21 protein-coding genes are annotated in these 23,715 nt (G+C 46.8%); 17 read left to right on the forward strand and 4 right to left on the reverse strand.

The window, feature by feature from the left end; genetic code table 11:
* The first annotated feature begins 30 nt into the window (after positions 1–30).
* The 9 genes from NNL35_RS15785 (at position 31) to NNL35_RS15825 (ending at position 10,539) form a co-directional block, all read left to right on the forward strand.
* Positions 31–591, forward strand: coding sequence for a DJ-1/PfpI family protein (locus tag NNL35_RS15785; protein WP_006674626.1), 561 nt, complete (start codon positions 31–33; stop codon positions 589–591).
* Between the two features lie 801 nt (positions 592–1,392).
* Positions 1,393–1,995, forward strand: coding sequence for a hypothetical protein (locus tag NNL35_RS15790; RefSeq protein WP_006674625.1), 603 nt, complete (start codon positions 1,393–1,395; stop codon positions 1,993–1,995).
* A 1,011-nt stretch (positions 1,996–3,006) separates the two neighbouring features.
* Positions 3,007–3,690 (forward strand): response regulator transcription factor, encoded by a 684-nt coding sequence (locus NNL35_RS15795; RefSeq protein WP_006674623.1) that lies wholly within the window; start codon positions 3,007–3,009, stop codon positions 3,688–3,690.
* Positions 3,691–4,692, forward strand: a complete 1,002-nt coding sequence (locus NNL35_RS15800) for a sensor histidine kinase (protein WP_006674622.1) — start codon at positions 3,691–3,693, stop codon at positions 4,690–4,692.
* Between the two features lie 94 nt (positions 4,693–4,786).
* On the forward strand, positions 4,787–5,470 hold the full coding sequence (locus NNL35_RS15805; RefSeq protein ID WP_006674621.1) for an ABC transporter ATP-binding protein: 684 nt from the start codon (positions 4,787–4,789) through the stop codon (positions 5,468–5,470).
* Positions 5,467–8,064 carry an ABC transporter permease gene (locus NNL35_RS15810; protein WP_254553589.1) on the forward strand — a complete coding sequence of 866 codons (2,598 nt, stop codon included), beginning with the start codon at positions 5,467–5,469 and terminating at the stop codon, positions 8,062–8,064. Before NNL35_RS15805 ends, NNL35_RS15810 begins: the two co-directional genes overlap by 4 nt.
* Before the next feature lie 114 nt (positions 8,065–8,178).
* Positions 8,179–8,631, forward strand: a complete 453-nt coding sequence (locus NNL35_RS15815; RefSeq protein ID WP_006674619.1) for a LytTR family DNA-binding domain-containing protein — start codon at positions 8,179–8,181, stop codon at positions 8,629–8,631.
* A 12-nt stretch (positions 8,632–8,643) separates the two neighbouring features.
* A complete protein-coding gene (locus NNL35_RS15820; RefSeq protein WP_006674618.1) occupies positions 8,644–9,099 on the forward strand; it encodes a DUF3021 family protein in 456 nt (151 codons plus the stop codon).
* 234 nt (positions 9,100–9,333) lie between these two features.
* Positions 9,334–10,539 (forward strand): alpha/beta hydrolase family protein, encoded by a 1,206-nt coding sequence (locus NNL35_RS15825; RefSeq protein WP_254553590.1) that lies wholly within the window; start codon positions 9,334–9,336, stop codon positions 10,537–10,539.
* 73 nt (positions 10,540–10,612) lie between these two features.
* Here NNL35_RS15825 and NNL35_RS15830 read toward each other — a convergent pair whose 3' ends face one another.
* Complete coding sequence (locus NNL35_RS15830) at positions 10,613–10,882, reverse strand: hypothetical protein (RefSeq protein ID WP_006674616.1); 270 nt, start codon at positions 10,880–10,882, stop codon at positions 10,613–10,615.
* 367 nt (positions 10,883–11,249) lie between these two features.
* Between NNL35_RS15830 and NNL35_RS15835 the strand changes: the two genes are divergently transcribed.
* From NNL35_RS15835 to NNL35_RS15850, 4 genes are all read left to right on the forward strand, one after another.
* Complete coding sequence (locus tag NNL35_RS15835) at positions 11,250–12,173, forward strand: DUF7638 domain-containing protein (RefSeq protein WP_006674615.1); 924 nt, start codon at positions 11,250–11,252, stop codon at positions 12,171–12,173.
* An 825-nt stretch (positions 12,174–12,998) separates the two neighbouring features.
* Positions 12,999–13,892: a methylisocitrate lyase gene (prpB, locus tag NNL35_RS15840; protein WP_006674614.1), complete on the forward strand. Its 894-nt coding sequence runs from the start codon at positions 12,999–13,001 to the stop codon at positions 13,890–13,892.
* Entirely contained in the window at positions 13,893–15,017 is a 1,125-nt protein-coding gene (gene prpC, locus NNL35_RS15845; RefSeq protein ID WP_006674613.1) for a bifunctional 2-methylcitrate synthase/citrate synthase, read from the forward strand.
* 23 nt (positions 15,018–15,040) lie between these two features.
* Positions 15,041–16,480, forward strand: coding sequence for a bifunctional 2-methylcitrate dehydratase/aconitate hydratase (locus NNL35_RS15850; RefSeq protein ID WP_254553591.1), 1,440 nt, complete (start codon positions 15,041–15,043; stop codon positions 16,478–16,480).
* 196 nt (positions 16,481–16,676) lie between these two features.
* Here the strand turns inward: NNL35_RS15850 and NNL35_RS15855 are convergent, their stop codons facing one another.
* The gene (locus NNL35_RS15855) at positions 16,677–17,564 is read right to left on the reverse strand and encodes a LysR family transcriptional regulator (protein ID WP_006674611.1); all 888 of its coding nucleotides are present in this window, start codon (positions 17,562–17,564) and stop codon (positions 16,677–16,679) included.
* A gap of 122 nt (positions 17,565–17,686) precedes the next feature.
* Between NNL35_RS15855 and NNL35_RS15860 the strand changes: the two genes are divergently transcribed.
* From NNL35_RS15860 to NNL35_RS15875, 4 genes are all read left to right on the forward strand, one after another.
* Positions 17,687–18,850: an MFS transporter gene (locus NNL35_RS15860; RefSeq protein ID WP_006674610.1), complete on the forward strand. Its 1,164-nt coding sequence runs from the start codon at positions 17,687–17,689 to the stop codon at positions 18,848–18,850.
* 137 nt (positions 18,851–18,987) lie between these two features.
* Entirely contained in the window at positions 18,988–19,476 is a 489-nt protein-coding gene (locus tag NNL35_RS15865) for an NUDIX domain-containing protein (protein ID WP_006674609.1), read from the forward strand.
* Positions 19,466–19,909: an NUDIX domain-containing protein gene (locus NNL35_RS15870; protein ID WP_238535240.1), complete on the forward strand. Its 444-nt coding sequence runs from the start codon at positions 19,466–19,468 to the stop codon at positions 19,907–19,909. The genes NNL35_RS15865 and NNL35_RS15870 overlap by 11 nt, the downstream gene beginning before the upstream one ends.
* 91 nt (positions 19,910–20,000) lie before the next feature.
* Positions 20,001–20,069 (forward strand): putative holin-like toxin, encoded by a 69-nt coding sequence (locus NNL35_RS15875; protein ID WP_238535245.1) that lies wholly within the window; start codon positions 20,001–20,003, stop codon positions 20,067–20,069.
* Positions 20,070–20,287: 218 nt separating this feature from the next.
* Here NNL35_RS15875 and NNL35_RS15880 read toward each other — a convergent pair whose 3' ends face one another.
* Complete coding sequence (locus tag NNL35_RS15880) at positions 20,288–21,985, reverse strand: sensor histidine kinase (RefSeq protein ID WP_006674607.1); 1,698 nt, start codon at positions 21,983–21,985, stop codon at positions 20,288–20,290.
* The gene (locus tag NNL35_RS15885; protein WP_006674606.1) at positions 21,982–23,517 is read right to left on the reverse strand and encodes a response regulator; all 1,536 of its coding nucleotides are present in this window, start codon (positions 23,515–23,517) and stop codon (positions 21,982–21,984) included. The genes NNL35_RS15880 and NNL35_RS15885 overlap by 4 nt, the downstream gene beginning before the upstream one ends.
* Between the last annotated feature and the right edge of the window lie 198 nt (positions 23,518–23,715).

Genomic DNA, 23,715 nt, shown 5'->3' on the forward strand with positions numbered 1-23,715 from the left:
CTTCTTATATTGTAAAGGAGTGAAACGACAATGTCTAAAAAAGTGCTGATTCTGACCGGCGATGCCGTCGAAGCATTGGAAGCATACTATCCCTATTATCGTTGCTTGGAGGAAGGATTCGAAGCTACCATCGCTTCGCCGACGGATGCGAAAGTGCTGCGTACCGTCGTCCACGATTTTGAAGACTGGCAGACGTTTACGGAAAAGCAGGGCTACCAGTTGGAAGCCCATGCTTCATTTGAGCAGATCGATCCCGAGCAGTATGATGCCCTGATTATCCCGGGCGGACGGGCACCCGAGCATATTCGCCTGCATAAAGATTTCCCGCGGATTGTCCGCCATTTCTTCCAGCAGGATAAACCGGTCATGATCCTATGCCATGCCAGCGTGGCGCTGACCGTGATCGCCGAAGAGATCAAAGGGCGGGAAATGACGGCCTACTTCGCTTGCCGTCCGGAAGTGGAAGCGGCAGGGGCGAAGTATATGGAAACCCGGTTCCACGTGGATCGCAACCTGATTTCAGGCCATGCATGGAACGACTTGCCGCAGCTGATGAGAGAATTCGTGAAGCAGGTCAATGCTTTGGCTTAAATGTAATCAAATAAGAAGAGAAAAGGACAGCATGAAAGTTGCTGTCCTTTGTTGTATTATACGTTTCCACTATTATGAAATGGAGTTATACTTAGGGGAGAGTGGCAAGAGTGTTTGTTAGTGTTGAGTTAGGATGCGCAGATAGCCGATAACGTAATAACTGTTCACAGCATTATACAGAGCTGATGCCGGTTTGTAGCAAGGGAGCAGTTAAATGATGTATCAAAGAAAAATTCCGATCTCGGTTCACATGAATCTGTTCTTCGGACCTTTTGGCGCAAAATTAATAGTGCCCATATTTTGTTTACATGCTCATGTATGTTTCTCTTTTCAATTCCTTAAGAGCGAACCGAACTGATATTTTTCTCGCTATACCTTTTCTCATCATGTACGGTGTTTATTATCTTTTCATCCAAAGAAAATATATGAGAACGATTAAACTGCTTAGGATTGGACTGATTTCGAAAAGTACACATTTCAGTTTAAAGATGTGATTGAGAAGAGGCATTTTTGTACTGAATGGTCAACCACAGACAATGACTTTGAAAGAAGAAAGGAAGCTTTCATCGTATATGCTCCTCATATTCCAAAGAAAGCGACCGCACTTGGATTGCTTTATGGAGGACCCTATGTGATTGAAGATAGAATCATTAGCGGAGGCAAACCTAACATAACAACAGTAGTAAACGGATATCTTGCAGCCGTATTTGTTGTAATAATCTCGTTTCTATTATTTTTGTAGTATAAACGGTTCACAGTATGTTGTAACCATGGAGAATTACGTGTAAAGGGACGAAGAGAATGGATAGGAATTTTGGGGAAGAATTAGTTTATTGGTACTTGAGATTAAATGGTTTTTTTATCATAAACAATTTTGTATTACATCATGATACTGCAAGCAGGACATCGGACGCTGATTTATTGGCAGTTCGCTTTCCATATGTATATGAAGACGTTGGCGGAAGAGAAGAAGACTGGGATGCCACATTATTGAGTCATTTTCCAAAAGGGAGTATCATCGGATTAATTTGTGAAGTAAAAACAGGTTTAAACTTTAATCACGAAAATATCTTCAGTGAACCAAACCTATATAAAGCTTTGGGAAGGTTTGGTTTTATAAGTGACTTGAACAGTTACAGTAGAGAATTGTCCAAGAGTTCTAAGTTAGAAGTCGAAAATTATCAAGTAAGTAAAGTTTTGTTTTCAAGAAAGAAAGTTTCACCGAGAACAGATTGTCTACATATTAAGTTGGTACATGTTAAACAATTTATCAAAAATAGAATGACTAAATATATGGATAGAAAGCAAGCGGACAGAATGTTTTTTCCGTCTTCCTTACTGCAGTATATTATTTGGGAAGAAAATTTAAGAGAAAATAGAAGGCGAGAGCGGGAGGAAAGATGAAAGACGTATTAATCATTATAATATCCGTAATCCTTTTTTACAGTTTTACTTTACTTATTTTTCGACTGGCTGACAACGATAAAAGGAGAGTTATCAAGTGGGCCAGGAAACTAAACGGCTCTTTATGTGTTCTCAGTGTATGTTTTTTTGGATTAGAAACGTATACAGATGGTCTTGAATCGAGTATGGATCTACATAAACCAAATAGTCTTTGGCTCGTGTTTTTCAATTTATTATTTTTCATGTGTATTATCGTAATTAATTGGGGACATTTAAGACTTGAGAGCGGTAAGATCAGAAGTAAGTTTAATAGAGACTATACTGAAAGACAAGGTAATTTTGTACTCATGTTAAGCATGATTGGAGGACCACTAATCACTTACGGTATTATTATCAGCTATTTTAACCTATAGCTATTGTAACTCTAGTGCGTAAATAGAAGAGCGGCCGACAAAATTGTTGGATAGGACCAAAACAAATGACCTCTAGACAAACTAAAATTCATTCGAGTCTTATTAGAGCTCTACGGTTATGAGTGGAATCTGAAGTGGAAGGACGAGATCCCGTTGACTTGCTTTTCTTTGCATGGCGACCCTAGAAATATGAAGCAGGAAAAGGTTAAGCTTAAGGTCTTTTACGATGATCATAGTGTACAGGATTTATATTGCGAGTTGTATATCAATATATTAGTGCAGGACAATGCTCTCGAATTGAAAGAGAAGGAACCGAGTATCGAGAAAATATAGTAAGAGCCTTAGGCAAGTAACGGATGATTGAATTGCCCTCCCTCTAATAACCCCGAAAACCCTTGCCCTATAAGGGTTTTCTCTCCCACCCATCCTACTAACCCCGCAATCCTTCGCGTTTCTCCGCCGGCCGGGTTGCCTTCAACCGCATCCTCTTTATAGTATTATCAAAACGGTATCCGTTTGTTATAATGTCGGAACGAAGTTCAAGAATGAATGTTATCTATGGTTTTCTCAAAGTAAATAGAGTTAGGATGATCGTCAGATGAAAATTTTGTTGGTGGAAGATGATAAAACGATCGCGTCCGGTCTTGAATATTCACTACAGCAGGATCATTTCTCTACTGTGCTTTGCCATGATATTGCATCAGCCAAACAAGTGATCGCAGAAAATCTGGATCAATTCGCGCTATGCTTGTTTGATTTATCCCTTCCTGATGGCAGCGGCTACGAGTTGTGCAAGCTCGTCAAAGAGCGGAGAGATATTCCGGTCATCTTTTTAACGGTGATTGATGATGAGGTCAATGTCGTGATGGGGCTGGATATGGGAGCGGATGACTATATTACGAAGCCTTTTCGCGTTCGCGAGCTTCTGTCGCGAATCAAATCCGTCTTACGGAGATACCATAAGCCGTCTCAGACCAGGTCGATTATCGAGATCGATCAGATTCGCATTAATACGCTCGAAGGAAAGGTGTATAAACACGGCACGGAAATTCCGCTGACGGCTTTAGAGTATCGCTTGCTGCTTATTTTCGGTAACCATGTTGGGCAGGTGCTGTCAAGAACTCAGCTGTTAGAGCAGATTTGGGATGTGGCAGGGGACTTCGTGAATGATAATACATTAACGGTGTATATCAAAAGGCTGCGAGAAAAGCTGGAGGATCAACCGCAGCACCCGACGCTAATCAAAACGGTGCGCGGTCTGGGCTATAAGGTTGGTGATTAGATGCTGCGGAATCGGGAGATTCAAATTCTACTGCTAGCGATGGGCTCCATCAGTTTGGCGGCGACCGTTGCTGCCGCTTGGATATCGCCAGTCGCTGCGGCGCTCGTGTTCACTGCTTCCGCTTTGCTTATGGGGAGCAGCCTCGCATTCACGCGGTGGAGATACCGCGAAATCGAAAAGCTGTCTTCCTATTTGCGCCAAATTAGCAGCGGCAATGATTCGCTTGATGTTCGCGATAATCAAGAAGGCGAGCTTAGCATTTTAAAGAACGATATTTATAAAGTGACACTCATGTTGTCCGAGCACCGCTCTCTTTTGCAGCAAGATAAAATCCAACTGACCGATGCCATTTCTGATATCTCGCATCAGCTCAAAACGCCGCTGACTTCCATGACGGTCATGGCCGATTTGTTGCGCGATCCCGAGCTGCCTCAAGCGAAAAGAACGGAGTTTACGCGCAATATCCGGATTCAGCTGGAACGAATCGATTGGCTGGTCACTTCCTTGCTCAAGCTCTCGAAAATTGAAGCAAAGACGGTTTCCTTTAAAAAAGATCGGGTACCGGTGAACATGCTCGTGCAAAAGGCGTTAGAGCCCGTTCTCATTCCGATGGATATTAAAGATATATCGGTTTCGGTTCAGGGAGAAGATACCGTCACATTTCTTGGCGATCTCCAGTGGATGGCCGAAGCGCTCATCAATATTTTGAAGAACTGTGTCGAGCATACGGAGGAAGGCGGAGCGATCGCCGTTTCTTTTTCGGAAAATGCGTTATTTACGGAAATCATTATCGAAGATAACGGAAAAGGAATCCCGAAGGAAGATTTGCCCTATATTTTTAAACGGTTTTATAAAGGGAAGAATGCGAGCGAGGGCAGCATCGGCATTGGTCTGTCGATGGCCCACAGCATGATTACAAGCCAGAACGGCGTGATTGACGTAGCGAGCGACAAGGACAAGGGGACGCAGTTTCGGATTAAATTTTATAAACAGGTGATTTAAGCCCAGGTGACTAAACTGTCATTTTCCGAGTCACTGCAAAGTCATTTTAGACAGATAAAATGAGTTCCATCAGCAAATCTATGGAGGTTGTACCATGACCATTTTACAAATCGAACATCTGTCTAAAATATACGGGAAGGGCGAATCATCGGTTAAAGCGCTTGATGATGTTTCTTTTTCGGTCCAAAAAGGGGAGTTCGTCGCCATTATCGGCCCATCCGGCTCAGGGAAATCGACGCTGCTGCATCTGTTAGGCGGCGTGGACCGGCCGACCGGCGGCAAAATCCTCGTCGATAATACGGACATGTACAGCTTGAATGAAACGCAGTTAGCGATTTTTCGACGCAGGCAAATCGGTTTGATCTATCAGTTCTACAATCTGATTCCCGTCCTGACGGTCGAAGAAAATATTACGCTGCCGCTCTTGCTTGATAAGCAGAAGGTGGATAAGAAGCAGCTTGACGATCTCGTCAAGACATTGAGCCTGCAGCAGCGTCTGAACCACCTGCCGAATCAGTTATCCGGCGGACAGCAGCAAAGAGTCTCGATTGGCCGAGCGCTCATTGGCAATCCGGCGATTATGCTGGCGGATGAGCCCACCGGCAACCTGGACAGCAAGAATAGCAGCGAGATCATCGACTTACTGAAAATGTGCAACAAAACCTATCAACAGACGCTGATCGTGATTACCCATGATGAACGGATTGCTCTGCAAGCGGATAGGGTCATCTCGATTGAAGACGGACGGATCGCCAAGGATGAGGTGATTCGCCCATGAATATCGTCAATAGACTCACCGTCAGACATATGAAGCACAACAAGAAACGAACGCTGGTCACCATCATTGGCGTCGTGATTTCGGTGGCGATGGTGACGGCTGTGGCCACGCTAGCTTTTTCTTATTTGGATGTCATGAAAAGGCAAACCATCGCGGATGGAGGGGAATGGCATGTCCTCTACAAGGATGTAAACAGGGAACAACTTGAAGCGATTAAAAATGATGATGCAACAAAAACCGTTGTGCTCATAAGAGATCGCGGCTACGCTCCTTTGGCAGGAGGTCAAAATCCAAGCAAGCCATATTTGTTCATCAAGGAGTATAATGCACAAGGTTTAGCGGAATTCCCGATTGAATTGAGCAAGGGGCGTCTTCCGCGCACAGACAAGGAAGTCGTGATTTCCGAAGCCATCGCAACGAACGCAAAGGTCAACTACGAGATCGGCGATCAACTCGCTCTCCAGGTTGGCGAACGGTTCACTGAAGGCACGGATAAGCCGCTGAATCAATGGGAAGCATTGCGAGTGGAAAATGACAATGTGACCGAGACCTTACAAAATGTCACGACAAGGGAGTACACGATTGTCGGCATCATCAAGCGCCCTGCCTGGGAACCGACGTGGGCGCCGGGATATACGGTGATTAGCTATGTGGATGAGAACCTGCTGGGGGCGAATAATCAAGTCAATGCGGCGGTTGTCTTGCAGAAAGTCACTGGTTCCTTGTTCGCTCATGCGGAAAATTTGGCAAAGAACAATAACATCGAATCCGTCCAATATAATCACGAGTTGCTTCACTATTATGGCGTGGCCAAGAGCGAAGCTGCGCAAAACACGTTGGTTTCCTTATCAGCCATTATTATGGCAGTCATTATGATCGGTTCGGTTTCGTTGATCTATAATGCGTTTGCGATTTCCGTCTCGGAGCGTTCCCGTCATTTAGGGATGCTTGCGAGCGTAGGGGCTACGAAAAGGCAGAAGAGAAATTCCGTATTTTTTGAAGGTGTCATCATTGGGTTGATCAGTATTCCCACAGGAATGATATGCGGTCTTGTCGGGATTGGGATGACCTTGTGGTTCATTAACTCCATACTTCAAGGGGCACTGGGGATTACGGAAAAATTAACGATCATCGTCACGCCGCTGTCGCTCTTGATTGCCTGCGCTGTTTCGATGCTGACGATTTTCATTTCAACGTATTTCCCAGCCATAAAAGCGTCTAAGATCTCCGCCATTGATGCGATTCGCCAAACCACCGATGTGAAGCTTGCGGGGAAAGGCGTGAGGACGCCGATGTTCATTCGCCGGCTCTTCGGAATCGAAGCAGAGATAGGGTTGAAAAACTTAAAAAGAAACAAGCGAAGATACAACGCGATTGTATTTTCACTCGCTGTTAGTATCGTTCTTTTTCTTGTCGTCTCCTTTTTCACAGTCAGCTTGAAACAATCCTTGGTACTCTCACAGGATGGCGTCAATTATGATCTTCAAGTGTCGTACGGCAATGAAAAAAGAATAGACGATCGGTTGCTTCAATCCATTGTATCCCTTGATGATGTACAGGAATACAGCGTCATTCACGAGTTATACGGGGAGGCTTGGTTAGAAGAAGCAGTAATCGCTGATCAATTGAAAGAGATGGTAAAGGAGGATCAAAGCAGGCTTAGGGATGGAAAATATCCTTACTTTATTCGGATAAATGCATTAAATGATTTTAACCTGAAGGCTTATGCTAAAGCAGTTGGTGCAGATTACAAACAGCTAACGGACCCAACACATGTAGCGGCGATTGTAATTGATACGATTCACTATAAAGATATGGAAACCGAAAAATACGTCGAGGCGAAGGCCATTTATAAGAAAGTTGGCCAAAGTATCGATGTCATTTCTACAGTTTTTGATAGGGAAGCAGCAAAAGATATACTTGTAAACAAAGTGAAAATAGCTGCACTGACCGATCAATATCCGATGGGGATGGTTACAGAAGGGTTAGGCGGGTTAAATATTATCGTGTCAGAGCAAATCATGGATCAGTTGATGTACGATAAGGGGAAGGATGAAATTCACACCTACCTCTACCTGAAAAGCTCGGATCCAATAAAAACGCAGCAGAAAATTGAAGATATGAAAGAGACGGATTTGAAAATTCACAATAGGTATCAATATCGAAAACAGAACGAACAGAAGATTCTGTTGATGTCCGTATTTTCTTACGGCTTTATCGCATTAATTTCATTAATTTCGATGGCGAATATTTTTAACACGATCTCCACGAGCATCTCTTTGCGCAAGCGGGAATTTGCGATGCTGAAATCGGTTGGAATCACTCCAAAAGGCTTTAACAAAATGATGAACTATGAAAGCATCTTTTATGGAATCAAGTCGCTGTGTTACGGGCTTCCTAGCAGCTTCGTCGTGATGTACTTGATCTACAGAGCGATGACGAACAAATTTAACTATGGATTTGTATTTCCATGGATGAGTGTTATTTATGTTATCGCGGCCGTGTTTGTCATTGTTAGTTCAGCGATGCTCTACTCCAGCGCCAAAGTAAAAAAGGAGAACATTATCGATGCAATAAAGCAGGAGAGTATATAGGTTGGTATAAACAGGCCCTGACGTTGAAATCAGGGCCGTCTTTGTTGCGATTAGCGCTTGACATAACCTAATAGAGAGGGATATGAATGGATAGTCGGAGTACATAAGTAGGCGGTGGAAAAAGAAGCGATGAAAATATCAATCGAAGAAATCAATATTCAAGAGGAAGAAGAAATCATCATACGATGTCATGAGGTCAATGAGGAAATCTTGAGCGTTGTGCGCCGGATCAAAGTGAAAAACAAGGTGCTAATGGGCTTTCATGAAGATGCGATTCACCAAATCAAGCTTAGCGATGTGTACTATTTTGAATCGGTGGATAACAGGGTGTTTATGTATTGCCGGGATAACGTGTTTGAAGCGAAACAGAAGCTATACGAGCTCGAACAGTTATGTGAGGGACGGAAATTTTTCCGCGCATCGAAATCCAGCATCATCAATATCGCCAAAATTTCGTACATCAAACCGTCACTGAGCGGAAGGTTCGAGGCAAGAATGGATAATGGGGAAACGGTTATGGTATCACGTCAATATGTTCCGATTCTCAAAACGATGCTTGGACTATAGGGAGGGATGAAAATGAATTTTTCAGCGATTGTAAAAAGAATGGCAAGAGATTACTTGCTTATTTTTGCAGGCATTGTTATTTGTGTCTCGCTGCTTAATCACCTAAATGCCGTGATGAACGACCTGGATGCTTCGGAGTTTTCGCTCGGTCTCCGTCATATATACGCAATCATGATGTGTGCATTGGTGGGCGTTTTGCCCAGTCTTCTCTTTTATTTTCCCTCCACAAGCAGTGAAAAGGGAATGCGTATGCGAATCCTGATCCATTTTATTATCGTGGAAGCCGTGCTGCTTATTTTCACGAATAGAATGGGCTGGGTTACGGGAGCAGCCGGAGCAACGATACTTGCATTACAAGTTGCCATCATATACATGCTGGTCTGTTTGCTTGGATGGAACAATGACCGCCAAGTCGCTAGGGAAATCAATGAGCAACTAATGAAGCTTAAAAAAACAGATGAACAGTAAGGCGGGGAAGCAGCAGCATACCCCGTTTTTTTTACAGCTTACCTTGCTTATCATGCAGCATACCGCAATGCATATTTACCCTGCGCACGGGGTTGTGTATGCTGATGCTGCACAAGATAAACAAAGGGGGCTGGGATCATGGGGATCCTTCTGTTGGTTATTGCAGCCGTTTTTGAGGCAGCATTTGCTGTATATTGCATTTGGACAAAGTCGAATCAGAACAAAGTCAGAGGCATGATGAGAATCGGCGCGTTTGCCGTATTCGTTATGTTCACGCTGGCTTCGGTCATGGAGTGGAGCTTCCGCTGGGTGGGGATTGGCCTGCTGCTGCTTGTCTGGGCAGTGCTTGGAGTGAGAACGCTGCTACGCAGCAAGGAGGAGCGGCAACAATTCAGATGCGGCCGCATTGTCAGACATGCTGTCGTTATGCTTGTGCTTGTCGCAATGGCTGTAACTCCCGCCCTCGTATTCCCGCAGTATGCATTGCCGCAAGTTACGGGGGAGTATCAAGTCGCAAGCGTATCTTACACCTATATGGACAAAAACCGCATTGAACAGTTTACCGGCACGGGAGAAAACCGAGTCGTCAATGTTGGGTTTTGGTATCCCGACAATGCAGACGGAACCTACCCGCTTGTGGTATTCTCGCATGGAGCCTACGGCATCAATGAAAGCAACGCCTCTACCTATACGGAGCTTGCAAGCCACGGCTATGTGGTGTGTTCGATTGATCATCCTTATCATTCCTTTTATACGGCATCGGTCGACGGAACAGTCGTACTCGTCAATTCGGAATATATGCAGGAAGTCAACAATGCCAACAAGGGCGTGTACACGATTGAGGAAAACTACGGGCTTATTCAAAAATGGATGAAGCTGCGCACGGATGATATGAACTTTGTGATCGATACGATTCTGGAAAAAGCCAAAACTGGCAGTGAGAACGTGTATCAATTGGTGAATACCGAAAAAATAGGTGTATTCGGCCACTCCATGGGCGGTGCAGCGAGTGTGTCGCTCGGCAGGGAGCGGGATGATATAGGCGCCGTTGTAAATATTGACGCCCCGCTGTTCAGCGAGCTTGTCTACAATCGAGAGACAGACGACCTTGCGGCAAGCGGCCAGCCTTACACGACCCCGCTGCTTAATATGTATTCTGATAGTGTCTGGGTACAGCTCAATAGCAATTCGACGTATGCGGCGAATAAAACAATTGATGAGCATGGCACAGAAGTTTATACCGTTTATTTTCAAGGCGCCAAGCATATGAGTCTTACCGATCTGGCACTCTTTTCACCGATGCTTGCCAATATGCTGCAGGGCGGCAGGGCTGAGATTGATGCCTACTACTGTATTGAGACGATGAACCGAATCATACTGGAGTTTTTCGATTGTTATCTCAAGGGGAAGGGCAGCTTCACTTCTGCGGGGACCTATTGACGCTTCAGGATTAACTCCCCCTTGACCTGCTTCCGAACGCAGGCGGGTTCCCGCGCCAATAGGTCCGCCGGAATTACGAGAGCCGCTTCACATCGAGCAGCTCATCCTGTGGCAAAGCCAACGCTTGCTTCGAGAGATCCAGCTTCAGCTTGTCAAAGCGCGCGATATCCTTAACCGTCATTGCTTGCTTGCGGCCTTTGGCCAAGAAGTCGTAGAATTCAAGCGGAAGGAAGTCCTCCTTCAACGCCACTTCCACGGCCGCCCCATCTATCGTCGAGATGACAAAGGCGTAGGATTGATCGCGATGCGGATCGTATTGCGCGACCGGGTATTGGACATCCACCGTGAACGCCCTGCGCGTAACGAATATTGTTGAGGATATGAAAAGAAGAGAAGTTAAAAGGCTAAGGAAGGATATAAAAGTTCCAGAAAGATATTATCAAGTTAATCAGTAAGTAGGCCCCTCATGATAAAAACAGTATCGGGTCGGGTCATCCCGTTATCGCATTCTACTTTTTTATACCAATACTTTAGCTTAACTTGTTTAGATTAGCTATCGCACCAGTTCTTGAAAGTAGAGTTGCTAAAAAAGTTCTCTATTTTTGGCAATTTACGGCCCGTTCAAGGACATTGAAACATATGGAGTGATCCCTGGGAATAGCTCCGTTAAGCCCACTATCAGAATTTTTAACATTGTTTGAGGTGAGAATATGCAAAAAATTCGAAGAACGAAAGTCATTGAAGGCACGGTCGTTCCGGGAATCATTAATAATGGGGGCCACTATTTTTATATTGATGTTGACGTGTATGAAGATGGGATGGTCAATTGCTGGGAGCTTGTTGATTTGAGGGGCCTTAGGGATAAAATCCATTCCAACTGGTTGTCGCCGTCTATTCCCGCTGGAGAACATCTTTCTGTGCATGGGTTGGGCTCATATACGGTGGAAAGCGCCAATTGGTTATTCAATAACGAGACCTATTTCCGACATATTGAGAGCAAAGTCAAAACGCTGAATCCGGAATGGGAAAATATTTATACGATCACCGCTCGCGAGAAGAAACTGTGCGAAGAAAGAAGAATAGCACACTCCCCGACGGCGACGAATTTTTATGTTGCGCAAGAATTGTTTTATGACACCATCGAAGGCAATGGATTTTCCGTTTTTATGAAAGAAGGGGATAAAAACTGCTTAGTCAATCTGGTGATCTACAAGGACGGAGTCGTCGTCAGGTATGACGCATCGCATGAACAGGCGTATCAAGCTGAAGAAGTGAAGGCATTATTTGAGGAGGGAACCTTTTTCACTTCGTTCGAAGCGCCAACGGCTGTTTTGATTCCTGATTTGGGCGAGGTTGTTTTTTCGCGATCTCTGTACTCGACCAAGATTGAAGACAAATATACCGAATTGCTCGATATGCAGAAGAAGCTAAGGGGCGAACAATCCTCTTTAGAAGCCTGCCGGGAGGCTTATTTTATGTACCTGGAGCATCCAAGCGAATTCACTCGCGCCAATCTCAAAGAAAAATATGAGCTCGTGCCAGAGCATGAAAGAATGTTCTTGGGAGATATGGATACGAAGGATTGGGATTATCAACGAATCATCTACCGGCCGAACGAGAAGCGGGAGGTGTAACGCCTTCAAGGGTGAACGTGATGATATAAGGTAAAAGGATTTCTGCCAGTGTTCAACACCGGGAATTACAGAATATAGATGCGCGGGCATAGGACTGTCAATCGTCTGTGAAAATGTCACTTGTGTGATCAGAGGCCGGCCTTACGAGGTGTGGTACGCTTAATTTTAGTTTTAGTTGAATCATACGTGGTTTTCCACGGATGATTCTGGGCGGGTTTGCGTGGCGACGCAGAACTCGCCTTTTTTATTCCAGACGTCTTGTGTACAGCTCGACGATTCGTTCCTTTACTTCAATGGGTAGAGTGTGTTCTGATAAACCAAGCCCCGCTGCTCCCTCCCTGTTCGTTATCCGACCATCAGCATAGACTCCTTCCATCTATATAGAATCAGCAGTTCCTGCACCACGATTCGAAATACACGAAAACCCTTCAATATTCAGTGCCAACCGCCCATATTGTTTCATTCGTCCGCCTGCTCCCTCACACAATTAATCTTCACCATGGCTGGCATCCATCTCCTAATTTTTAGACGAACATGCAAAAAATAAAATTCGCTGTATGGTGATCCGTAGTCCCAGGTATTGAAGCAGCATTTGCATTCGATGACTCGGGTGATTCGTTCCTTGCAGGATGCGTTCCCTGATTTCTATTTTTCTCTGCGTTTGCATATCACTAGAGGGAAGGAGTTTGCCAATGCGCTCGTCGGCAATGAGGAAGGCTGAAGGCGGGCTAATGCTCCGATCTTCATTTTGCTCCGAAAGGGCAGTCCAAGCTTCGTTGAAAGAGGAAAGAAGATAGAAAAGGAAAGGAAAGGGATGTGGCAAGTATGACCCGTTTAGATTCTCCAGGCTTTCGTTTGCGTCAAGCTGCTGAGGAGGAGCGGCCGCTGCAGGTGGCTGGCACGATTAACGCCTATGCCGCTATGCTGGCCAAGTCCGCAGGCTTCCGCGCGATTTATTTGTCCGGGGCCGGTGTGGCCAACGCTTCCTTCGGCTTGCCAGATCTGGGCATTACGACACTGAACGATGTGACGGAGGATGTCCGCCGCATCACTTCGGCGGTCGACCTGCCGCTTCTGGTTGATGCCGACTCGGGATTCGGAAGCGCCTTCAATATTGCCAGAACCATCCGGGAAATGACCAAAGCCGGGGCGGCGGGCGTGCATATCGAAGATCAAGTGATGGCCAAACGATGCGGGCACCGGCCGAACAAAGCGATTGTGAGCAAGGACGAAATGGCCGATCGGATTAAGACGGCTGTCGATGCCAAGACGGATGGCTCCTTCGTCGTTATGGCGCGCACGGACGCTCTGGCTTCCGAAGGGCTCGATGCTGCGCTCGAACGGGCGGCCGCCTATGTGGAAGCCGGGGCGGACATGATTTTTGCCGAGGCGGTTACCGAAGTGTGGCAATATCGGAAATTCGCCGAAGCCGTGAACGTGCCGATTCTTGCGAATATTACGGAATTCGGCCAAACGCCGATGCTGTCGGTGGAGGAGCTTGGAGCCGCCGGCGTCAGCCTCGTGCTCTATCCTCTGTCCGCTTTCCGCGCTATGAATGCCGCGGCTTTACAGGTGTACCAGACGATCCGCCGCGAAGGAACGCAGAAAAGCGTCATCGATATGATGCAAACACGCAACGAGTTGTATGAATTTTTGAAGTATCACGAGTACGAAAAAAAGCTGGATGAATTGTTCGCTGCCGGCAAGGAGGGACAATGAATGACAACGGCGAAAAAACAAGGCGGATTAGCCGGAATTATCGCCGGCCAAACGGCGATTGCTACCGTGGGGAAAGAGGGTAAGGGCCTGAATTATCGGGGGTATTCCATCTACGATCTGGCCGAGCATGCGACCTTCGAGGAAACGGCCTATCTGCTCATTTACGGAACTTTGCCTTCTTCCAGTGAACTGGCCGCTTATCGCTCGAAGCTGCAGCGCCTGCGCGGACTTCCGGCTGGTCTGAAGAGGGTGCTCGAACAGCTGCCCGCCGGATCGCACCCGATGGACGTACTGCGCACGGGGTGCTCGGTTCTCGGCACCATGGAACCTGAGGGTACCGGACGCAGCCAAAGCGATATTGCCGACCGCTTGATGGCCAGCTTCGGCTCGATGCTGCTGTACTGGTATCATTTTGCCCAGACCGGCGCTAGAATCGAGACGGAAACGGACGACAGCAGCGTCGCCGGACATTTTCTGCATTTGCTGCACGGCAAGAAGCCGGAACCGCTGCATGAGCGGGCGATGGACGTTTCTTTGATTCTGTATGCGGAGCATGAATACAACGCTTCGACCTTTGCCTCCCGCACCGCCGCTTCTACTTTGTCGGATATGTATTCGGCGATTACATCAGGCATCGGCACGCTGCGCGGTCCGCTGCACGGCGGCGCGAACGAGGCGGCTATGGAACTGATCCAACAGTTCCACACGCCGGATGAGGCGGAAGCGGGCCTGCGCCGGATGCTGCAGGAGAAAAAACGGATCATGGGCTTCGGGCACCGGGTCTATTCCGTCTCCGATCCGCGCTCCGATGTCATTAAGGTCTGGTCGCGCAAACTGTCGGAGCATGCAGGGAACATGAATCTTTATCGCATCTCCGAACGGATTGAATCGGTGATGCGGGAAGAGAAGAAGCTGTTTCCGAACCTGGACTTCTACAGCGCTTCGGCTTACCACCTGATGGGCATCCCGACGACGATGTTCACGCCCGTGTTCGTGATATCTCGCACGAGCGGGTGGTCTGCTCACATCATCGAGCAAAGAGCGAGCAACAAGTTGATTCGCCCCAACGCGGAATATATCGGTCCAGAACCGCAGCCGTGGCTGCCGATGGAATCGAGAGCATAAGTACTCGTTAGGAGGAATGCATTGTGTCGTCACATGTCAGCAATGTAAGACCTGATCCGGATCAAGTGATTAAGGATATCGCCGCTTATGTAGGCCAGACAATTGATAGCGAGGAAGCGTACCGAACCGCCCGATACTGCTTAATCGATTCGCTCGGCTGTGGCATGCTGGCGCTTCGTTACCCGGAGTGCACGAAGCTGCTCGGACCGATTGTGCCGGGAACGGTCGTGCCGAACGGTGCCAAGGTTCCGGGTACTTCCTGCCAGTTGGATCCCGTTACAGCCGCATTTAACATCGGCGCCATGATTCGTTGGCTGGATTACAACGATACGTGGCTGGCTGCGGAATGGGGGCACCCTTCGGACAATCTGGGCGGCATTCTAGCCGTTGCCGATTATGTAAGCCGGAAGAACGTTGCGGAAGGTAAAGCTCCGCTGTTGATGCGGGACGTTTTGACGGGCATGATTCAAGCGCATGAAATTCAAGGCGTGATCGCACTGGAAAACAGCTTCAACCGCGTAGGACTGGACCATGTCCTGCTCGTCAAAGTGGCTTCGACCGCCGTTGTTACGAAGCTGCTTGGCGGAACCGAGGAGCAGATCATGAATGCGGTGTCCAACGCATGGATCGACGGACAATCCCTTCGCACGTACCGTCATGCGCCTAATACGGGCTCTCGCAAATCGTGGGCTGCAGGCGATGCGACAAGTCGCGCGGTGCGTCTGGCCATGATGTCGCTGAAGGGCGAAATCGGCTATCCCTCCGCCTTAACGGCGAAAACCTGGGGCTTCTACGATGTTCTCTTTAAAGGCAACGAGTTCAAGTTCCAGCGTCCTTACAAATCGTATGTCATGGAGAACGTGCTGTTCAAGATTTCGTTCCCCGCGGAATTTCATGCGCAAACGGCCGTGGAATGCGCGATTCAGCTGCATCCGGACGTCAAGGACCGGCTGGAAGACATCGACCATATTGCAATCACCACACACGAATCGGCGATCCGCATCATCGATAAAAAAGGACCGCTGTACAACCCGGCGGACCGCGATCATTGCCTGCAGTACATGACGGCAATCGGCCTTATTTTCGGTGAGCTGACGGCGGATCATTATGAAGATTCCATAGCAAGAGATCCGCGTATCGATGCCTTGCGGGAGAAGATGACGGTAGTGGAAAATCCGCAATATTCCAAGGATTATCTCGATCCGGAGAAGCGCTCCATTGCCAATGCCGTTCAAGTGATGTTCAAGGACGGCTCCAAGACGGACAACGTGGCCGTTGAATATCCGATCGGCCACCGCCGCAGAAGAGCGGAAGGCATCCCGTTGCTGGAAAAGAAATTTAAAAACAATTTGGAGACGCGTTTCCCCGCAAAGCAAGTGGCGGACATTCTGGAGCTTTGCGAAAATCAAGAGCGCTTGGAAGCTACAGCCGTACAAGTTTTCGTGGACAAGTTTTTGATCTGAAAAGTATGAATCCACCCATAGGTTATGGTTAAGCCCCAATTTTGTAGACATTGAAAAAAGCCCCAAGGCTGCAAGCTGGCGTTGGTACTCCACCGGTGTCAGCTTGTTCAGCTTTCGCTGTCTTCTCGTCATTGTGTACAAAACGCCGTACGTTCTGTCCGCTTGAAGTTCCACTCTTGCTGAAGCGAGTCCGCCCTTACTCAGGCACTTCGTTTTTAAAAAATTCCTCAACCTTTTTCATGAACACCTTCGCAGCCATGCTGATGTATTTGTCGCTGCGATAATATATCTCCAAGTCTCGAACCGGCGATCCCTTAATGGGAATGGAGCGAACCCCCAGGGATTGGAAATGGGAGATTAACCGGCTTGGCTGAATCGACCCTCCGATGCCTTCCTTCACGAGTTGGAACAACGATGCGGTGGAGCCGGTTTCCATAATCGTGTCGATGCTCGTATTTTGCTCCTTGCACCAGTTCTCGATTAACTCGCGTCCGTAGAAGCCTCTAGGGTACATTACTAACGGAATCGAGCTTAATTCCTGAGGAAGGAGCATATCCCGATCAGCCAAGGGATGGCCTTCATGAACATATAGACAGTAGGTCTCGGTATAAATGGGGATGCGATGCAGCCGGCTGTCCGGCTTGATCGCCAGGCCAACCCCGATATCCACTTCGTTATCCAGGACTTGATCCACGATTTGAATCGACGGGATGATTTGAACCTTGGTCAGCGGGAATTGCTTATGGAAATCAATCAGCAATGAAGTTAGCCGGTAATCCAGATCGGAGGGCAATACGGCGATGCGCAAATGCCCGGCGTGCCGCTGGGTAAGATCTGAAATGGCATGTTTCGCATTTTCGAGCTGTTGAAGGGCATGGGAAGCATAATGTTCCAGGATAGCGCCAGCTTCCGTCTTCACTGTTTTTTTCCCGATTCGGTCGAACAGCGGCATGCCAATTTCATCTTCCAAGACGCGAATTTGCTGACTTAATGTTGGCTGCGAGATGCCAAGCTTATAAGCGGCTTCCGAAAAATGAAGCTCATGGCACAGCATGAGAAAATATTGCAATTGTCTTACTTCCACCGGAGTTCTCCCTCCAAATCATAGATACAGACTATTGTATACATAGAAATAATAGTATTGAACTATGTAAAAGGCAAGACTATACTGAATCCATCTTCAATGTGAAGGAAAGAAGGGATTCGATGCCGTTTATTTATCTTGTCGCAGTCATCTTTTTTATCTCCATTAATTTACGGCCATCCATAACTTCTGTTGGGCCGCTGCTCGATGTGATACAGACGGAGCTCGGAATGAATGGAATGATGGCCAGCTTACTAACAACGCTGCCCGTATTTTGCATGGGGCTGTTCGCTCTTTTATCGATTCGGTTAAGCAACCGTCTGGGCAATGAGCTGTCGCTCATGATCGCGATGCTGTTGATCTTCGCGGCTACGTTGGCGCGCATGTTCGCGAGCAACAGTGTTCTTCTGCTCGCTACTGCCTTATTCTCCGGTATCGGAATCGGGATTGCGGGGCCGCTTATGTCAGGATTTATTAAGAAGCATTTTCCTGACAAGCTAGGTGTAACCGGATTGTATTCGGTCTCCATGGTTATCGGAGCGGCGCTTGCTTCCAGCTTCGCAATCCCGCTGTACGACCGCCTGAATCATTCTTGGCAGTATGCATTAGGCGTGTGGAGCAGTACCGCGCTGATCGCCGCTGTATTGCTGCTCCCCCTCGTAACCAAAAGGAAGACAAGATCGGCGGCGGCGGTTACGGCGACGATTTCTTCCAGGCGGCCAACGAATAAGCGGCTCTATTGGTTCATTTTGTTTTTTGGCTGCATGGCGGCGGTTTTCTATTCGGTAACGGCGTGGTTGGCACCTCTTGCTGCAGCAACCGGTCTGACCTCTTCGCAATCCGGAATGGTTCTGATGCTCTTTACCGTGATTCAGGTTCCGGTTAGCTTTTTCATCCCCGTGTTGGCCAGCCGAACAGGGAACAGACGGACGTGGCTCTTGGTTTGCGGTCTATCCGAACTCATCGGAATTGTATTGCTGCTTGCTAACTCCTCGCCATGGATTGCAGCTATTCTGTTAGGAATCGGAGCGGGCGGATTATTTCCATTAGCATTGCTTCTTCCAATCGAAGAGACTGACAGTATGGAAGAAGCCACATCCTGGTCGGCGATGATGCAATGTTGGGGATTTATGTTCGGATCGTTGGGTCCTCTATTCTTCGGGCTCGCCGTCGATGCGTTCCATAACTTTATGCTGGCGCTGATGGTTATTTTGATGATTATAAGTCTATTGCTCATTACGGTACTCAAAATCGGAAACAAAGCGAAAAAGACGGAACAGGCCTGAGACGCTGCGGTCGCTGTAGGGTGCAGCAATTTGAGGACACTTCCATGTTCCTTATAGGGGAATGGAGTGTCTTCTTTTTTTATTCATTTCCAATATTATGAATTCAAGTTATACTGAGGGGAAGAGGTGGCGGACGAATGAAAAAGGACCATCAAGAAGTACCTATCAAATGTACTGGTATTGCAGCGGTCTTACTGAAAAAATGCAATGATGAATGCAAAGTGCTTTTAATGAAGCGTGCCGCTCCGCCCTTGAAGGATGCCTGGTGTTATATTGGGGGGAGTATTGAAGCAGGAGAGGAAGCATGGGAAGCAGCTCTAAGGGAAATTCAAGAGGAAACAGGGATAACAAAAATTAGTTTATATAGCTCCAATCAATTTGATCAATTTTACTCGAAAAGAGGAAATTATATTTACATTGCCCCGGTTTTTGTTGGGTTTGTTGAAGGAGAACAAGATGTAGTATTGAATCAGGAACATACAGCATATCAATGGCTGTCATTTCAAGAAGCAAAAGAAATCGCTTTACCCGGAAATGATGAAGTTCTGGAGTTTATTGAAAAGCATTTTGTAAAAAAGAAGCCTTCTATTTGGTTACATATAGGGGGAGGCACGAATGATGTATAAAAGAGTTGATGTTGCGTGCGCATTAATATTTGATCAAGCCAGCGAGAAAATGCTGATGGTAAAAAATAAAAAAGGCGACTCCTACTATTGGAGCCTTCCAGGCAGAGCAGTTGAAGTAGGGGAAACGCTAGAAGCGGCCGTAATACGTGAGACAAAAGAGGAAGCCGGATTTGAAGTTGAGGTAGGCGGGCTTTATTCGGTGAGAGAAGCTCTCTTTTCGGAGAGAGGTGATCATGCTTTAATCTTCACATTTCTAGCAAAAATTATAGCTGGAGAAATGCAAGTATCGGATCCCGATGAAGAGATACTAGAAGTAAAATGGATAGACATCAACACGGCAAATGAGTTCATGCCTTATCTGACAGATGAATTAAAAATTTCGCCTGATCGCAGCCATAAAATGTCGCCCTACTATTTTCATGGCGAAGTTTAGAAGGTTTTTTTCGAATTGTCGATGCCTTCACTAAATTGGAAATGGAGACTCTGTGTAATGATTATATTAATAAGCGGCAACAACTACAATCATGATTCTTTTCGGCACCTTTGTGCTTGCACTACTAACATACATTTCGGATAACTACAAGAAAAAGTAAGAACCCACCCTCAGGTTAGCGCCCAGGTGGGTTCTTATTCCTTGGTGACTAGAAGGGATAGACCCATCCAAGCCAATTGTTAGCCGAGTGTTTGCCGCACTCGGCTCCTTTAATCGTATGATATCACAATTGGTAAAAGAAGTGAACATCACTAGCGTGCAATTTGGCCTGCAAATGAGCAAACCCCGGAGGCGTCTGCCGGAAACCCCGAGGATTAACTACCAATCCATGGGAATTCTCAGCGTTACTTTAGTTCCAACCTGGACGGTGCTGTCTATCGTTAAGCCATACTCTGAACCGTACATGAGCTTCGCGCGGTCGTTTACGTTTTTGAGGCCATAGCCTTTGGACTGCGTTTGCAGCAGCAGAGGAAGCCGCTCCGGCGGGATGCCTACTCCATTGTCCTGGACTTCGAACACGATGCAGTCCTGTTCCCGTCCTCCCGACACGCCAATTTTCCCGCCTCCCTCTTCTCTGTTCTCAATGCCGTGAAGAATGGCATTTTCAATCAGAGGCTGCAGCATTAAGTTAGGCATGCGACAGGATAGAATCTCATCCTGGATCTGATATTCCACTTCGAAGCTGTTGCTGTGCATGATAAGCTGAATACGCAGGTAGGATTGTACATTGAGAATCTCGTCCGAGACTCGAATCATATTGTCGCCCTTATTCAGGGTGGTTCGATAAAAGGTGGACAGCAGCTGAGCCATCTCGCTAATCTCCGGGGCCCGAAGCCGAATCGCCCTCCAATTGATCATAGAGAGGGAGTTGTACAGAAAATGGGGATTGATCTGCGCCTGGAGCGCCTTCATTTCATATTCTTTGCGCGCGATTTCCTCCACATACACTTTATTAATCAGCGTTTTGGTCTCTTCCACCATATTGCCGAAGCCTCTGATTAAGTCTCCGATTTCATCTTTCGAGTCGCTTGTGACCGTAACCTCAAGCACGCCTTTTCCGACGAGATTCATATTTTGATGCAAATGATCGATGCGGGACATCATTCTTCTGGCAAAAAAAGTGCCGGTCACAGCGACCGCAATGATGCAGGCGATCATGATCAGCACGATGGTCAAAATAATGAGCCAGGCAGAGGCCGTGATCAAATTCGTCGGCTTATATAAAAACACATTCCACTCCGAGAGCGGGATCATGGACTGCAATACGGTGTAGTCCTGTTCATTCCAGCGCAGCTCGTGACCTGCTTGCATGGGAATCTCGGATTTTCCCGTTAGTTTTTCCGATGAATAGACTGCATGTCCGTTAGCATCCGTGACAAGAATCTCGGCTCCATTGGCCTGCAAAGACTCGAAGGATTGGAACAGGGAAGCATAGTCTACTTCGGTATACAAGATATTATCTTTCGGATTTCTTAGTTTCGTGTTAAAAATACGCCCGACGCTGAACATCGTATTTCCATCAAAAAACCAAAGGTTTTCCGTCGTTGTCATGACTTGCGGATACCAATCCGCATGGGTTATCTCCTCGATAGGGATGACGGTACTCCCATGCTTCGGCAGGTTCGTTCCTGTATACAGCGTGATTCGCTTGATATCCGGATTCAAATATTGGGCGGTATAAAAATTTTGGTCAATGACGTTTGTGAGCTGATCATACATCGAATAAGCACTGTCATACGTATGATTGGCCGCATTGATGATCGCTTGATTGAAGCTCAAAAAGGTGATGATTTTATTGTATGTATTCAACTGATTGTTCACCGCTTGCACACTTTGCTCCAGATTCGCCTTCAGATCCGCTTCAGACTGCGCCAACAAAAGCTGCCTGGTCTCAAAAAAACAAAAGCCGCCCAACACAATTACGGGAATCAAGCTGATTAGAAGAAAGGCAAGCTTGATTTTGGTTTGAAATTTGAGGTCGCGAATGAATTGCTTATGCGCTTGCCATCCACTCATGCTCTTTCTCCTGCGGCCACGAATTGCCGGTATTTTTCGGGAGTGCGCCCATAAAAGTCTCTATAGTTCTGGCAAAAATACGACACGTCCCGATATCCCACGGCGCTCGATATATCGGACACTTTGAGATGAGTGCTCGTTAACAATTCCTGCGCCTTCTGCATGCGCACGTTTTTGATGTATTTGTTCAAGCCGCAGCCCATCGTCTTCTTGAACATCGAACTCAGGTAATGGGGCGATAAGTAGACTTGGGCAGCGAGAGAATCCAGACTCAGATCGTCAGCATAGTGTTCTTCGATATACTTGGTGATGCAGGCAATATCCCGGTTGCAAGACGCTTCGGAATCCGTATATTTCTCCTCCAGCCGCAAAACGTACTCATTGATGATGTTTTTGATATCCCGGATATCCTCGGCTCTATATATTTTCTCAATTGCGTGATTCAGGTCCAGTTCGGACACATCCGCCATAAGATGGGTGACGATTTCTTGGCAGAGACTCGAAAACATATATTTCACATACAGCTGCGAAAATTGAACCTGCTTTGCATATTTTTGATAAAGGATTTCGGTGTTGGCCTTCAGGCCGAATATATCCCGGTTCTTAATATTCCCCCGAATCTTATCCAAGATAGCGCTGTCACATTGATCCGTGTCTTCGGAATCATTGAGGGTCTCATCCATTTCTTCAAAAATAAAACGGTCCGGCGAGAAGAAGCGGTATTCCATCAGCTGCTCTAATTGGTTAAGCCCACTAGCCAGATCTTTAATCGCCGTCGGTCGCTCGTTCAAGGCGACATAACAGATGGAATTGAACTTCGTGAGAATGCTCTCATGTATACGCTGTGCCATATAATGATAAGACAAGCCCGAGGAACACTTCGCTTCGGGAAAGAGCAGCAAGCTCTGATAGCCATTCAAATTGATATAATCCGCCGGCGTGTCCAACAGGGACAGGACATAGCTTTCGAATTCGGCTCCCACATGTTCAAAGAAGTTTTTTTCAAATTCCAGCAACAGCATTCTATGGTAAGCCGCTGGCAAATCCAAGGAAGCTCCCTTCAAAGAAGGAGGGGCGCCGACACCGTTGACGAGGGTGAACAGAACATGTTTTTTGACATAGGCTTTTCTCATCTTCGATGCTTCGTCTTCTTGCTTTTGCGTGGTGATGTCTTGGATGACTTTGTGCATCGTATCTTGAAAGGCATCCACATGGATTGGCTTGAGAAGGTAGTCGGACACGCCAAGAGAGATGGCCGTCTTCGCATATTCAAATTCCGCGAAACCACTGAATATGATCACCTTCAATTGCGGTTGGAGCTGCAGTGCCTGCCTGGTAAGCTGCAGCCCATCCATAAGGGGCATCTTCACATCGGTGAACAAAATATCGGCAGGTTGGCGGCGCAAAAATTCGAGCGCCTTTTTGCCGTTTTCTGCAAACTCCACGTTAAGAGGAAATTGAAGCTCTTCGATCAGAAAAGCGATGCCTTCTCGTTCTTCCTGTTGATCATCTGCGATTAAAATGGTTAGCATGTGCATCCTCTTTTCAAGCGTTATCATCATTTATTATAAGCCTTTTCAAAACGAATGAAATAGAAGGAGCGCTCATCAGGAAACTTCGTAAAAAATTCGCGTAAAGCACAATTAATTCATATATACGGCCGTGAAGGAAACGCCTTAGAATTAGAGACGTACAAGACATGTTGGATATCCATGTTGAAGCAAGCCGGC

The organism is Paenibacillus dendritiformis, assembly GCF_945605565.1.
Taxonomy (GTDB): Bacteria; Bacillota; Bacilli; order Paenibacillales; family Paenibacillaceae; genus Paenibacillus_B; species Paenibacillus_B dendritiformis_A.